Source organism: Phytopseudomonas flavescens (assembly GCF_900100535.1).
Lineage (GTDB): Bacteria > Pseudomonadota > Gammaproteobacteria > Pseudomonadales > Pseudomonadaceae > Aquipseudomonas > Aquipseudomonas flavescens.
Map to the genome: position 1 here is coordinate 1 of NZ_FNDG01000003.1, position 14,468 is coordinate 14,468.

The 14,468-nt window shown below is 64.3% G+C and carries 14 protein-coding genes; 10 read left to right on the forward strand and 4 right to left on the reverse strand.

Going from position 1 to position 14,468, the window contains the following annotated elements; translation table 11 throughout:
* The 3 genes from BLR94_RS04155 to rph form a co-directional block, all read right to left on the reverse strand.
* Positions 1-1,595: ShlB/FhaC/HecB family hemolysin secretion/activation protein (locus BLR94_RS04155; RefSeq protein ID WP_090423660.1), on the reverse strand; the 1,595-nt coding region annotated here is incomplete at its 3' end.
* 252 nt (positions 1,596-1,847) lie between these two features.
* Positions 1,848-2,222, reverse strand: coding sequence for a DUF4870 domain-containing protein (locus tag BLR94_RS04160; RefSeq protein ID WP_084303515.1), 375 nt, complete (start codon positions 2,220-2,222; stop codon positions 1,848-1,850).
* Positions 2,223-2,248: 26 nt separating this feature from the next.
* On the reverse strand, positions 2,249-2,971 hold the full coding sequence (gene rph, locus BLR94_RS04165) for a ribonuclease PH (RefSeq protein WP_084303516.1): 723 nt from the start codon (positions 2,969-2,971) through the stop codon (positions 2,249-2,251).
* 186 nt (positions 2,972-3,157) lie between these two features.
* Here rph and BLR94_RS04170 point away from each other — a divergent pair, with 186 nt between their 5' ends.
* From BLR94_RS04170 to BLR94_RS04190, 5 genes are all read left to right on the forward strand, one after another.
* A complete protein-coding gene (locus BLR94_RS04170) occupies positions 3,158-4,021 on the forward strand; it encodes a YicC/YloC family endoribonuclease (protein ID WP_084303517.1) in 864 nt (287 codons plus the stop codon).
* A gap of 55 nt (positions 4,022-4,076) precedes the next feature.
* A complete protein-coding gene (gene gmk / locus BLR94_RS04175) occupies positions 4,077-4,697 on the forward strand; it encodes a guanylate kinase (protein WP_084303518.1) in 621 nt (206 codons plus the stop codon).
* 232 nt (positions 4,698-4,929) lie between these two features.
* The gene (gene rpoZ / locus BLR94_RS04180; protein ID WP_084303519.1) at positions 4,930-5,193 is read left to right on the forward strand and encodes a DNA-directed RNA polymerase subunit omega; all 264 of its coding nucleotides are present in this window, start codon (positions 4,930-4,932) and stop codon (positions 5,191-5,193) included.
* Positions 5,194-5,253: 60 nt separating this feature from the next.
* Entirely contained in the window at positions 5,254-7,362 is a 2,109-nt protein-coding gene (spoT, locus tag BLR94_RS04185) for a bifunctional GTP diphosphokinase/guanosine-3',5'-bis pyrophosphate 3'-pyrophosphohydrolase (protein ID WP_084303520.1), read from the forward strand.
* Between the two features lie 192 nt (positions 7,363-7,554).
* Positions 7,555-7,935 (forward strand): RidA family protein, encoded by a 381-nt coding sequence (locus BLR94_RS04190; protein ID WP_084303521.1) that lies wholly within the window; start codon positions 7,555-7,557, stop codon positions 7,933-7,935.
* A gap of 40 nt (positions 7,936-7,975) precedes the next feature.
* On the opposite strand, the gene BLR94_RS04195 is transcribed toward BLR94_RS04190, so the two are convergent.
* Positions 7,976-8,833, reverse strand: coding sequence for an SDR family oxidoreductase (locus BLR94_RS04195; protein ID WP_084303522.1), 858 nt, complete (start codon positions 8,831-8,833; stop codon positions 7,976-7,978).
* Between the two features lie 165 nt (positions 8,834-8,998).
* Between BLR94_RS04195 and exbB the strand changes: the two genes are divergently transcribed.
* The 5 genes from exbB to recG all read left to right on the forward strand — a co-directional run bounded on the left by exbB (position 8,999) and on the right by recG (position 14,442).
* Positions 8,999-10,135 (forward strand): tonB-system energizer ExbB, encoded by a 1,137-nt coding sequence (gene exbB, locus BLR94_RS04200; RefSeq protein ID WP_084303523.1) that lies wholly within the window; start codon positions 8,999-9,001, stop codon positions 10,133-10,135.
* Between the two features lie 4 nt (positions 10,136-10,139).
* Positions 10,140-10,568 (forward strand): TonB system transport protein ExbD, encoded by a 429-nt coding sequence (gene exbD, locus BLR94_RS04205; protein ID WP_084303524.1) that lies wholly within the window; start codon positions 10,140-10,142, stop codon positions 10,566-10,568.
* Entirely contained in the window at positions 10,565-11,311 is a 747-nt protein-coding gene (locus BLR94_RS04210; RefSeq protein WP_084303525.1) for an energy transducer TonB, read from the forward strand. Before exbD ends, BLR94_RS04210 begins: the two co-directional genes overlap by 4 nt.
* 123 nt (positions 11,312-11,434) lie before the next feature.
* Entirely contained in the window at positions 11,435-12,358 is a 924-nt protein-coding gene (locus BLR94_RS04215; protein ID WP_084303526.1) for a hydrogen peroxide-inducible genes activator, read from the forward strand.
* 8 nt (positions 12,359-12,366) lie between these two features.
* Positions 12,367-14,442: an ATP-dependent DNA helicase RecG gene (recG, locus tag BLR94_RS04220; RefSeq protein ID WP_084303527.1), complete on the forward strand. Its 2,076-nt coding sequence runs from the start codon at positions 12,367-12,369 to the stop codon at positions 14,440-14,442.
* Positions 14,443-14,468 lie beyond the last annotated feature (26 nt).

Below are 14,468 nucleotides of genomic sequence, written 5' to 3' on the forward strand. Positions count from 1 at the left end.
AGGTGCTCGCCACGCGCGCTGAGTTCCAGGGCATGACCGCTCATGCGCCCACTGGCACCGCCGTTGTGGCTGTCGTGGCTGATCACCCCGACGTCATAGGCCAGCGCGACACCGTATTGCTGCACGAAGGGCTGCAGCGGCACCCAGGTGACCGGCCGGCTCCAGCGCAACTGGTTGCGCCAGTAGCCGCCGCTGTTGCCCGACAGCGATTGATCCTTGAAGGCGCGTACCGAGTTGAGCCCGCCGATGCTGATGCGTGCCGGGCTGAACAGCTCGTCTTCGCTCTTCTGCCCGGTGGCCAGGCTGTCGAAGCTGAAACGTTCACCCCAGAGATTGAAAGGCTGCAGATAGCTCAGGGTCAGGGTGTACTTGTTGTAGCGGGCGACGCCCTGGTCACCTTGCGGATTGCCGTTGCTCTGGGCATCGAAGGCGCCAATGCCGCGCTGCCAACCGGCGTCGAGGTTGACGAAGCCCGTGCCGATGCGCCGCCCGTGGTTGAAGCCCAGTTGCCACTCGCTCAGGCGGTTGCTGGAGAAGTCGATGCGGCTGTCTTCGATGAAGTTGTTGCTGCGCACGTGGCTCAGGCCGCTGCTGAAGGCGGTCTTGCTGACATTGTCGCGGTGCAGCACACGTTCGGCACGCAGCCCATGGTTCTGGTAGTCGCCATCGGTTTTCACGGCGAACCCGTTGAGGTCGGCGGTGGTGCGGTAGTAGGACTGCCCGTAGTTGTAGCTGAACGTCCACCAGCCGTAGGGCAGGCTGTAGTTCAGGCTCTGGCTGTGGGAATGGCGGTAGCTGTCGCTGACCGCATCGCGCGAGGCGCGCAGGCTCAACTGGTCGGCCAGGCCGAGCGGGCTGTCCCACTCCAGCCCGATGCCCCACTGTTGCTCGCCGGTACTGAGCTGACCATCGTTGTGCCGCGACAGGCTCGCCCGCCACGGTTTGCTGCGCTCGCCCTGCAACTGCACACGGCTGCCGCCCACCTGTTCGCCCGGCACCAGCTCCAGCTTGGCGAAACGCGATGGCAGGCGGTTGAGGTTCTCCACCAGTTGTTCCAGCTCGCGCAGGTCGAGCACCTCGCCGGGCGCTCCGGGAAAACTCATGGCCAGCTCCCGGTCACTGGCCAGGGCGGAGCTGTCCAGCCCTTCCAGGCGCCCTTCGACCACGGTGATCTTCAGCGTACGGGCGGACAGATCCTGCTGCGGCAGGTAGGCCCGGGTGGTCACGTAGCCGCGGTCGATGTAGTGGTCGGTGATCGCCTTGAGCAGCCCGTTGAGCTGGCTGACACCCAGGCAGGCGTCAGCGAAGGGGGCGAGGATCGTCGCACGGTCAGCCTCGGACAACAGGCTGGCGCCGCTGATCTCGATCTCGTCGATGGCGAAGCAGCGTGGGTCGTCCGGCACGGGAGCGGCCGCTGCGTCGGCCTCCCGGCCCGGTAGTTGCTGCAGCTCCTGCAGGCGCTGCTGCTGCTCCTGCAGCACGCGCTGCTGACGCTCGCGCAGCAGCTCCTGGTCGCCTGGCGTCTGGGCGCTGGCGAACGACGGAGCCCCTCCCAGGCAAAGCACTATGACCGCGGTTCCTTTGCGGAAAGCCATTTTTCATCCCTGATAGTGAGCGTTACTGCCCATACGGCGCATTAGGTCAAATAGCATATAGCCATCAAGAGACCGCGCCGTGGAAGCCGTTCACAGTTTTGATGATTGGCGCTCAGTTGGCCGACGACCCAGTCGCTGCACAACGCGCCCATGAATCACCTGTGCAGGCCCCTGCGCCATAGCGTGACGCTCAGCTCCGCCACCAGACGCGGCCTCTAACAGCCCGCGGCGACACGCTGGCGCGAGGGCGCGTCACTTCACCAGGCGCAGGCAGAACGGATAGCGATACGGGCGGCCCTCACCGGCCTTGATGCCGGCGATGAGGGTCAGCACGATGGTGCCGATGCACAGCAGGCCCATCAGCAGGAAGCCGATCAGCACCAGCATCAACATCAGGCAGACGATGCCGGCAATGGCCACGGTGATCTGGAAGTTCAGCGCTTCCTTGCCCTGCTCGTCGATGAAGGCATCCTGGTCCTTCTTGATCTGCCAGACGATCAGCGGGCCGATCAGATTGCCGAAGGGGAAGATGAAACCGAGGGCCGCGGCGAAGTGGCAGATCATCGCCCACTGGCGCGCTTCCTTGCTGGGCTCGGGGGCGGGCGTCAACAGGTTGCTGTCATCCATCGTGGCTCTCCTCGGTCAGCGACCGGTCACTCGGCCAGGGCGGCCTGTTGCAGGGCGAACAGCTCGGTCATGCCTTGCTGCGCCAGGGCCAGCATGGCATTCAGTTCGGCAGGCTGGAAGGGCGCGCCTTCGGCAGTGCCCTGCACTTCGATGAAACCACCGCTGCTGGTCATCACCACGTTCAGGTCGGTTTCCGCAGCGGAGTCTTCCAGGTAATCCAGATCGAGCACCGGCTCGCCCTGATAGATGCCCACGGACACGGCGGCGATCATCTGCTTGAGCGGGTCGCCGCCTTTCAGGCCGCCGCGCTTCTTCATCGCCTTGAGCGCATCGACCAGCGCGACCATGGCGCCGGTGATCGAGGCGGTACGGGTACCGCCATCGGCCTGGATCACGTCGCAATCGACGTACAGGGTATTTTCACCGAGCTTGCTCATGTCCAGCGCGGCGCGCAGCGAGCGGCCGATCAGGCGCTGGATTTCCAGGGTACGGCCGCCCTGCTTGCCCTTGCTGGCCTCACGTTGATTGCGGTCACCGGTAGCGCGCGGCAGCATGCCGTACTCGGCAGTCACCCAGCCCTGCCCCTGGCCCTTGAGGAAGCGCGGTACGCCCTGCTCGACGCTGACGGTGCAAATCACCTTGGTATCGCCGAACTCCACCAGCACCGAACCTTCGGCATGCTTGGTGTAGTTGCGGGTGATGCGGATCGAGCGCAACTGATCGGCCGCGCGGCCACTGGGACGTTTCATCAAGGAATACCTGCTCGTGCTCTATATGGAATCGGGAATCTGCCGCGCAGTATAGGGGCTGTTGCCGTCTGGCTGCGACCGTGCACATGCGACGCACGCGCTCAGGATTGGGAGGCGCCGCCGCACTGCGCTACAATCGCCGCCTTTGGCCGGCGCCAAATCAGCATTCTTCAACGAGGTAGCAGCATGATCCACAGCATGACGGCCTTCGCCCGTACCGAGCAGGCAGGTGCCAACGGCACCCTGAGCTGGGAGCTGCGCTCGGTCAACCACCGCTACCTCGAACCCCACCTGCGCCTGCCGGAAGCCTTCCGCGACCTGGAAGGCGCGGTACGCGAAGCGCTGCGCCAGGGCCTGTCGCGCGGCAAGGTGGAATGCACCCTGCGATTTACCGAAGACAGCGCCGGCAAACCGCTGCAGGTCGACCGCGACAAGGCCACGCAACTGATCGCCGCCGCGGAAAGCGTGGCGGCGCTGATCAAGCAGCCCGCCCCGCTCAACGCTTTGGAAGTCCTGGCCTGGCCCGGCGTGCTGGTGGCCGACGGCAGTGACCCTCAGGCGCTCAACAAGACGGCGCTGGCGCTGTTCGGCAGCGCCCTGGACGAGTTGAAAAAAGGCCGCAGCCGCGAAGGCGCCGAGTTGGCCAGACTGCTCGACGAACGCCTCGACGGCATGCTCGATGAAGTGGCCGCCCTGCGCGCGCTGGTGCCGCAGATGCTCGACGCACAGCGCCAGAAGATCCTCGAACGCTGCCGCGAGATGCAGGTCGATCTCGATCCTCAGCGCCTCGAACAGGAACTGGTGATACTGGCGCAAAAGAGCGATGTCGCCGAAGAACTGGATCGCCTCGGCACCCACGTCAGCGAGGTGCGCCGCGTGCTCAAGGCGGGCGGTGCGGCAGGCCGGCGCCTGGACTTCCTGATGCAGGAACTCAACCGCGAAGCCAACACCCTGGGTTCCAAGGCCTTCGACTCGCGCAGCACCCAGGCCGCGGTCAACCTCAAGGTGTTGATCGAACAGATGCGCGAACAGGTACAGAACATCGAATGACCGACGCCCGGCCCCGGCTGCGCACCTCCCGACCTCCCCGTTTCAGGACAGATCCATGGGCACCACCACCGGCACGCTGTACATCATCTCCGCGCCTTCGGGCGCAGGCAAAAGCAGCCTGGTCAAGGCACTGATCGACAGCGAACCCCATGTTCGCGTCTCGGTATCGCACACCACCCGTGCCATGCGCCCGGGTGAGAGCGACGGCGTGCACTATCACTTCGTGGGTCACGCACAGTTCACCTCCATGCTCGAGCGTAACGAGTTCCTCGAGCACGCCCAGGTGTTCGGCAACCATTACGGAACCTCGCAGCGCTCGCTGGAGAAGACCCTGGCCGAGGGCATCGACCTGATTCTGGAGATCGATTGGCAAGGCGCCCAACAGGTACGCCGCCTGATGCCGCAAGCGAAGTCGATCTTCATCCTGCCGCCGACCCTAGAAGCGCTGCGCCACCGCCTGACCGGCCGAGGCCAGGACAGCGGCGAAGTGATCGAGCAGCGCATGCGCGAAGCGGTCAGCGAAATGAGTCACTACGTCGAGTACGACTATCTGGTGATCAACGATGACTTCTCCCATGCACTCAGCGATCTGAAAGCGGTATTGCGCGCCAACCAGTTGCTGCAGACGGCCCAGCAGCAGCGCCACATGGGATTGCTGAACGAACTACTGGCCTGAGCGCAGCGGAGTTAAGGCTCACGTGCAGTCCTTGAACGGGTGTATGGGGGTGTATAGCTGATGCGAAGCCGATCCACCCACTGCCGGTTGCGTACCGGCGATAGCTCCCTGTTTCGCGAACTTGCACCTTCCAGCGACTTTCTCTTCCCTTAATGCTGGCGTTTTTCTAGACTAACCAGTCCGCTCGCCCATTCGGGCCCGCCTTATTTTCGCATTCGCTACGAGGAACACCATGGCCCGCGTTACCGTTGAAGATTGCCTGGACAACGTCGATAACCGCTTCGAGCTGGTCATGCTCGCCACCAAGCGCGCTCGCCAGATCGCCACGGGCGGCAAAGAGCCCAAGGTGGCCTGGGAAAACGACAAGCCCACCGTGGTCGCCCTGCGCGAAATCGCTGGTGGCCTGGTAGACGCCGACATCATCGCCCAGGAAGACATCATCGAAGAAGAGCCGCTGTTCGCCGCCTTCGAGGAAGAGGCGAACGAGCCTCTGTAAGCCGATGCCTGGTCGAAAGCGTACGCCGCAGGTTCACAAGGCCTGGCAAGGGAGCCTCCCATGCCGAGCATAGACGCCCTCGCCGATCGACTTTCGAGCTACCTGGGTGACGACCAGGTCAACCTGGTTCGCCGCGCCTACTTCTACGCCGAGCAGGCGCACGACGGGCAACGCCGTCGCAGCGGCGAAGCCTACGTCACCCACCCGCTGGCCGTGGCCAGCATCCTCGCCGACATGCACATGGACCATCAGAGCCTGATGGCTGCCATGCTGCACGACGTGATCGAGGACACCGGCATCGCCAAGGAAGCCCTGCACGCGCAGTTCGGCGAATCGGTGGCGGAGCTGGTGGACGGGGTCAGCAAGCTGACCCAGATGAACTTCGAGACCAAGGCCGAGGCCCAGGCCGAGAACTTCCAAAAGATGGCCATGGCCATGGCCCGCGACATCCGCGTGATCCTGGTCAAGCTGGCCGATCGCCTGCACAACATGCGCACCCTGGAAGTGCTGTCCGGCGAGAAGCGCCGGCGCATCGCCAAGGAAACCCTGGAAATCTACGCCCCCATCGCCAATCGACTGGGCATGCACAGCATGCGCGTGGAATTCGAGGACCTGGGCTTCAAGGCCATGCACCCGATGCGCTCCGAGCGTATTCGCGCCGCGGTGCGCCGTGCCCGCGGCAATCGCAAGGAAATCGTCACCCGCATCGAGGAATCGCTGCTGCACTGCCTCGAACGCGAGAGCATGACGGGCGAGGTGATGGGGCGCGAGAAGCACCTGTACAGCATCTACCAGAAGATGCGCGGCAAGCGCCGCGCCTTCAACGAGATCATGGACGTGTACGCCTTCCGCATCGTGGTCGACAAGGTCGACACCTGCTACCGCGTGCTCGGTGCCGTACACAATCTCTACAAGCCGCTGCCCGGACGCTTCAAGGACTACATCGCGATTCCCAAGGCCAACGGTTACCAGTCGCTGCACACCACCCTGTTCGGCATGCATGGCGTGCCCATCGAAATCCAGATTCGCACCCGCGAGATGGAAGAGATGGCCAACAACGGTATCGCCGCCCACTGGCTGTACAAATCCAACGAAGATGAAACGCCGAAGGGCAACCATGCCCGCGCGCGCCAGTGGGTCAAGGGCGTGCTGGAGATGCAGCAACGCGCTGGCAACTCGCTGGAGTTCATCGAGAGCGTGAAGATCGACCTGTTCCCGGACGAGGTCTACGTGTTCACGCCCAAGGGCCGCATCATGGAGCTGCCGAAAGGCTCCACGGCGGTGGACTTCGCCTACGCGGTGCACACCGATGTCGGCAACACCTGCATCGCCTGCCGCATCAACCGCCGCCTCGCACCACTGTCCCAGGCGCTGGAAAGCGGCTCCACCGTGGAGATCGTCAGTGCGCCCGGCGCTCGCCCCAACCCGGCCTGGCTGAACTTCGTGGTTACGGGCAAGGCCAGAACCCATATCCGTCACGCCCTCAAGCAACAGCGTCGTTCGGAGTCGATCAACCTTGGCGAGCGCCTACTCAACAAGGTGCTCGCCAGCTTCGAAACCCATCTGGACAAACTGCAGCCCGAGCGCCAGCAGGCCGTGCTCACCGAGTACCGCCTGGAAGCCTTCGAGGATCTGCTCGAGGATATCGGCCTCGGCAACCGCATGGCCTACGTGGTCGCTCGCCGCCTGCTGGCCAGCGAGGGCGAGGAGCTGCCCAACGCCGAAAGCCCACTGGCCATTCGCGGCACCGAGGGCCTGGTGCTCAGCTACGCCAAGTGCTGTACGCCGATTCCGGGCGACCCGATCGTCGGCCACCTCTCTGCCGGCAAGGGCATGGTGGTGCACATGGATACCTGCCGCAATATCAGTGAAGTACGCCACAACCCGGAAAAATGCATCCAGCTGTCCTGGGCCAAGGACGTCACGGGCGAGTTCAACGTCGAACTGCGCGTCGAACTGGAGCACCAGCGCGGCCTGATCGCCCTGCTGGCCGGCAGCGTCAACGCTGCCGATGGCAATATCGAAAAGATCAGCATGGACGAACGCGACGGCCGCGTCAGCGTGGTCCAGCTGGTGGTCAGCGTGCACGACCGCGTCCATCTGGCGCGGGTGATCAAGAAGCTGCGCACCCTGCCCGGCGTCATGCGCATCACCCGCATGAAGGCGTGACCTGACACGCCCATTGCTACCCTCAAGGCAAGCCATCCTGCAGCACCACATTCAGCAAAGCGACACCCGGCAGCGTCACGACTTATCCCAAAGGCGCAACAAGGCCTGTCGCGGCTTGAGACGGAGCACATCAGCCTGTAGCCTGCCTACATCCGTCTTGCAGCCTGAGGCTGCCCTATCGAGGAGTTTTCCATGAGCAAGAGCGTTATCAGCAGCGACACGGCTCCGGCCGCCATCGGCACCTACTCCCAGGCCATCAAGGCCGGCAATACCGTTTACCTGTCCGGGCAGATCCCTCTGGACCCGAAGACGATGGAGTTGGTGGACGGATTCGAGGCGCAGACCGTGCAGGTGTTCGAGAACCTCAAGTCGGTCATCGAGGCAGCCGGCGGCTCGTTCAAGGACGTGGTCAAGCTGAACATCTTCCTGACCGACCTCTCCCACTTCGCCACCGTCAACGAAGTGATGGGCCGCTACTTCCAGCAGCCCTATCCTGCCCGCGCCGCCATTGGCGTGGCCGCCCTGCCGAAGGGCGCGCAGGTCGAGATGGACGGCATTCTGGTCCTCGACTGAGTGTGGCTGCGCCCGGAGCGGACGTTCCGGGCGACTCACTTCAGCCCTCGCGCAATACCGCGGCATAGCCCTCGCGATAACCGGGATACTGCGGCGACCAGCCCAACGCACGGGCACGCGCATTACTGCAACGCTTGCTGCCGGAGCGGCGCACGGCCGAGTCTTGCGCCCAATGCTCGACACCGAGCTGCTGACGTAACCAGCCCACCACCTCATGAAGTGGTGCGGGCTCGTCATCCACGCCGATGTAGCAGTCATCCAGGGGCTTGCCTGTCGAATCCACCTGGAGCAGAAAGGCCAGCAGCCCAGCCGCGTCATCGGCATGAATGCGATTGCCATAGAGCGGGGGCTCCACCGCCACGCGATAGCCCATGCGCACCTGCTTGAGCAGCCACTGGCGACCCGGCCCGTATATGCCTGTCAGCCGCACCACGGTAGCCGGCAGGTCGGCGCCCCACGCCACCTGCTCCGCCTCACGGATCACCCGCCCCGAATAGCTCTGCGCCTCGGCAGGCGAGGTTTCGTCGATCCATTCGCCCTCCGCCTGGGCGTATACGCCGCTGCTGGACACGAACAGCAGACGCTTCGGACGCTGTCCTCGTGACTGCAGCCAACTCAGCACGTGACGCAGGCCATCGACGTAGGCCCGGCGGTAGCCGGGCTCATCGTGCTCAGTGGCCGCCGCGCTGTATACCAGATAATCCAGCTCTCCCTGCGGCCATTGCTCGGGGCAGCCGGGCTCGTGCAGATCGCCTGCGACCGGCAGGATGCCTTCGGGCAATTCGGAGACCGTCCGGCGCATGCCATAGACCTGCCAGCCGGCATCACGCAGACGCCGCGCAACGCGGCCTCCGACATCCCCGCAGCCAGCGATCATCACGCTTGCAACTCCACTCATCACTGCCTCTCACTTCGGCTAATGGCCCAATACGAAGACCTTAATGTAATACAGTTACACTAACGCTTTCATAAACAAGAATTACTTGCAATAATACTCACCCTTTTTTGCCGCGCAGCATTTCGCCTGCGCAGGTCACCGTCATCACACTTAGGTCCGGCAAGCATGAACTCTACCGCCCATAGCGCTAAGCCAACCATCCTCGCCGCTCGGCCGCAACGCCTCGGTGCGCTCTTCGCTCTGCTGCTCAGCCTGGCGCTGCCTCCGACCACGAGCTTTGCCGATCAGTCGGCGACCGCGCCAGCCGAGCCAGCGACAGCTGCCGCCGCCCAGCAGACGCCCGCCAACACCGCCCCGGCCGCGGCTTCACCTCAGATGCAGGCTTCGTCGGCGCAGGTCGACGCACTGGGTGACAAACTCGAAGCACTGGGCCCGCAGGCTACGCCGGAGCAGCTCAACGAAGCACGCCAACAGTTCTTCTCCGAAAACAACATCGCCCCCCAGGATGCCGAGAGACTGCAGCAGGCCCTCGCCGCCCAGCAGAGCGCAGACGCCCAGGCGATGGGTGAAGACTCCGCCGCCGAAGCGGAAGCGGTCTTCCACGACCTGTCCCCATGGGGCATGTATCAGGGCGCCGACGTGGTGGTCAAAAGCGTGATGATCGGCCTGGTACTGGCATCGATCCTGACCTGGACCATCTGGATCGCCAAGACCATCGAACTGGTGACCGCCCGCCGCCGTCTGCGCCGTGAAATCGTCGAACTGAAAAGCGCCCGCAACCTGGCTCAGGCCAGCGACCAGGCTCGTGCCAAACACAGCTTCAGCGAAGTCCTCATCGAAGACGCCCGCGAAGAACTGAAACTCTCGGCCTCCAGTCGCGAGAAGGAAGGTATCAAGGAGCGTGTCAGCTTCCGCCTAGAGCGCCTGGTGGGTGCCTGTGGTCGCGAGATGAGCAAGGGCACCGGGGTGCTCGCCACCATCGGTTCGACTGCGCCCTTCGTCGGCCTGTTCGGTACCGTGTGGGGCATCATGAACAGCTTCATCGGCATCGCCAAGACCCAGACCACCAATCTCGCGGTGGTCGCCCCCGGTATCGCCGAGGCACTGCTGGCTACCGCCCTGGGCCTGGTTGCCGCCATCCCCGCAGTGATCATCTACAACGCCTTCTCGCGCTCGATCAGTGCCTACAAGGCGCAGGTCGCCGATGCCTCGGCTCAGGTGCTGCTGCTGGTCAGCCGTGACCTGGACATGCTGCCTGGCAGCGAGCGCGGTCAACAGCCTCACATGGTCAAGGCAGGTTAAGGCCATGGGTCTTCATCTCAACGAAAACGGCGGCGACGATCTCCAGGAAAACCATGAGATCAACGTCACGCCCTTCATCGACGTGATGCTGGTGCTGCTGATCATTTTCATGGTCGCCGCGCCACTGGCTACCGTCGACGTGAAGATCGATCTGCCGGCATCCAGCGCCAAGCCGGCGCCGCGCCCGGACAAGCCGATCTACCTGAGCATCAAGGAAGACAAGAAGCTGTTTCTGGACAATGACGAGGTGCAGCCGGCAACGCTCGGTGCGGCGCTGGACAAGCTGACGCAGAATGACAAGGACAAGACCATCTTCGTGCGCGGCGACAAAGGCGTCGAGTATGGCGACCTGATGCAAGTCATGGATACCCTGCGCGGTACCGGTTACCTGAAGATCGGCCTGGTAGGCCTGGAGACGGTCGGCGCGCAATGAAGAAATCCAGCCGCACCTTCTCCTGGGTTGCCAGCCTGGTCATCGTGATTGGGCTGCACATCGGCCTGTTCCTCTGGGCCATGTACTGGCAACCCCAGGCGACGCCCATCGAGCTGCCCCCCGCAGCCATGATCGTCGAGCTGGAGCCGCTGCCCCCCGTAGCGCCAAAACCGGCTCCGCCACCTCCGCCGGAAGTCGTTCCGGAAGAGCCCGAACCGCAACCGAAACTGGCCGAAGCCCCCAAGCCAACGCTTGCCGTGACGCCGCCCAAACCCAAGCCCAAGCCCAAACCCAAGCCGCCGAAGCCAAAACCACCGGAGCCCAAGCCACCGGAGCCTCAGGAAGAGCCACCGGAAGACGCACCACCCGCGCCTCCTGCACCTGCGCAAGCCAAACCGGCAGCACCGCAACAGGCGCCGGTCAGTTCGCCCAGCAAGGCTGAAGTCAGCTGGCAGAGCGAGTTGCTGGGCCACCTGGCCAAGTACAAACGCTACCCGGAAGATGCGCGCCGTCGCGGTCTGGAGGGCGTCAACCGTCTGCGCTTCGTGGTCGATGCCGACGGCATGGTGCTGTCGTACACGCTGATCGGCAAATCCAGCAGCGCCTCCCTGGATCGGGCCACGCTGCAGATGATCCGCCGGGCGCAACCGTTGCCGAAGCCGCCGCCCGAAGTGCTCAAGGGTGGCAGCGTGGAAATCGTCGCACCGTTCATCTATTCGCTGGAGCGCGGCCGCGGTCGCTGACATAACCATCCGCCCCGGGCCGGAAGCCGGGGCGGAGCCCCCCTCAGGCGCGGATGCAAGCCCGGTGGTTGGTTACATTGAAGGCAGCGGCTATGCTTGGCTGCATCTCAATGGACTAAGACTATGACCCTCACTGAACTGCGCTATATCGTGACGCTCGCTCAGGAACAGCATTTCGGCCGAGCCGCGGAGCGCTGTCACGTCAGCCAACCCACGCTGTCGGTCGGCGTGAAAAAACTCGAAGACGAACTGGGTGTGCTGATTTTCGAGCGCAGCAAGAGCGCAGTGCGCCTGACGCCGGTCGGCGAAGGCATCGTCACCCAGGCGCAGAAGGTGCTGGAGCAGGCCCAGGGCATCCGTGAACTGGCCCAGGTGGGCAAGAACCAGCTGGCGGCCCCCCTGAAGATCGGCGCCATCTATACCGTCGGCCCTTATCTGTTCCCGCACCTGATCCCCCAGCTGCACCGCGTAGCGACCCAGATGCCGCTGTACATCGAGGAAAACTTCACTCACGTGCTGCGCGACAAGCTGCGCACTGGCGAACTGGATGCGATCATCGTCGCGCTGCCGTTCCAGGAAGCCGACGTGTTGACCCTGCCACTGTATGACGAGCCGTTCTATGCCCTGTTGCCGGCGGAGCACCCGTGGACGGCGATGAAGACCATCGATACCAAGCTGCTCAACGACAAGAGCCTGCTGTTGCTCGGCGAGGGTCATTGCTTCCGCGACCAGGTCCTGGAAGCCTGCCCGACCCTGCGCAAGGGCGAGGAGCAGGCGCGGCACACCACGGTGGAGTCCAGCTCGCTGGAAACCATCCGTCATATGGTGGCCTCGGGGCTCGGTGTGTCGATCCTGCCGTTCTCGGCGGTAGACAGCCATCACTACGCCCCTGGGGTCATCGAGGTGCGTCCACTCAGTCCGCCAGCGCCTTTTCGCACCGTCGCCATCGCCTGGCGCGCCAGCTTCCCACGGCCCAAGGCCATCGAAGTGCTGGCCGACTCCATCCGCCTGTGCTCGGTCGCCAAACCCACGCCGCGTGGCGCCTGAGGGCAACGATGAGCGAGCTGTCGACGGTTCCCGTCACCGATCTCAAGGGCGTTGGCGCGGCCCTGGCGGAAAAACTCGCCAAGGTTGGCCTGGAAACCCTGCAGGACATTCTTTTCCATCTGCCCCTGCGCTATCAGGATCGCACCCGCATCGTCCCCATCGGGACCTTGCGGCCAGGCCAGGATGCGGTGGTCGAGGGCAGTGTTTCCGGCGCCGACGTGGTCATGGGCAAACGCCGCAGCCTGCTGGTGCGCCTGAATGACGGCAGTGGCACGCTCAGCCTGCGCTTCTACCATTTCAGCAATGCCCAGAAGGAAGGCCTCAAACGCGGTACCCAGGTACGCTGCTACGGCGAGATCCGCCCCGGTTCGTCCGGTCTGGAAATCTATCACCCCGAGTACCGCGCCCTGTCGGCAGACGAACCGCCAGCGGTGGAACAGACCCTGACGCCGATTTACCCGACCACCGAAGGCCTGACACAGCAACGTCTGCGCCAGCTCAGCGAGCAGGCGTTGGCTCGCCTCGGCCCGCACAGCCTGCCGGACTGGCTGCCCCGCGCACTGGCCGACGACTACCAGTTGGCGCCGTTGGATCAGGCGATTCGCTACCTGCACCGCCCGCCACCGGATGCCGACCTCGAGGAACTCGCCGAGGGCCGCCACTGGGCTCAGCACCGGCTGGCCTTCGAAGAGCTGCTCACCCATCAGTTGTCGATGCAGCGCCTGCGGGAAAGTGCACGTGCTCAGCGGGCGCCCGCGCTGCCAGTCGCACGAGCGCTGCCGCAGCAGTTCCTCGCCAACCTTGGTTTCAAACCCACCGGCGCGCAGCAGCGGGTTGGCGCGGAAATCGCCTATGACCTGAGCCAGGACGAGCCGATGCTGCGTCTGGTGCAGGGCGACGTCGGCGCCGGCAAGACCGTGGTCGCGGCCTTTGCCGCCCTGCAGGCGATAGAAGCCGGCTACCAGGTCGCGCTGATGGCGCCGACGGAAATCCTCGCCGAGCAACATTACCTCAACTTCACTCGCTGGCTGCGGCCACTGGGCCTGGAGACCGCCTGGCTGGCTGGCAAGCTCAAGGGCAAGGCGCGGGTCGCCGCCCTGGAGCAGATCGCCGCGGGTGCGCCCATGGTGGTCGGCACCCATGCGTTGTTCCAGGAGGAGGTGCGCTTTCGCAACCTGGCCCTGGCGATCATCGACGAACAGCACCGTTTCGGCGTCCAGCAACGCCTGGCGCTGCGCCAGAAGGGTGTGGGCGGCAGGCTCAGCCCGCACCAGTTGATCATGACTGCCACCCCCATCCCACGCACGCTGGCGATGAGCGCCTATGCGGATCTGGACACCTCGATTCTCGATGAGCTGCCTCCCGGCCGCACGCCGGTGAATACCGTGCTGGTCGCCGACAGCCGCCGCTTCGAAGTGGTCGAGCGGGTACGTTCGGCCTGCAACGAAGGGCGGCAGGCCTACTGGGTCTGCACGCTGATCGAAGAGTCCGAGGAGTTGACCTGCCAGGCGGCAGAAACCACCTATGAGGACCTGGCGGCCGCTCTTGTCGGCCAGCAGGTCGGCCTGATCCACGGACGCATGAAGCCCGCCGAGAAAGCCGCGGTGATGGATCAGTTCAAACAGGGTCGACTGCAGCTGCTGGTGGCCACCACGGTGATCGAGGTCGGTGTCGACGTGCCCAACGCCAGCCTGATGATCATCGAGAACCCCGAACGCCTCGGCCTGGCCCAATTGCACCAGTTGCGGGGCCGGGTCGGCCGGGGCAGCGCGGCCAGTCATTGCGTGCTGCTCTACCACCCGCCGTTGTCGCAGATCGGGCGCGAGCGGCTGGGTATCATGCGCGAAACCTGTGACGGCTTCATCATTGCGGAAAAGGATCTGGAGCTGCGCGGCCCCGGAGAAATGCTCGGCACTCGACAAACCGGCCTGCTGCAGTTCAAGGTAGCCGATCTGATGCGTGATGCCGACCTGCTGCCGGCGGTTCGCGATGCGGCGCAGGCATTGCTGGAGAACTGGCCACAGCATGTCAGCCCGCTGCTGGAGCGTTGGCTGCGTCATGGTCAACAATATGGGCAAGTGTGAGCGTCACACGGGACGATGGTCGACTC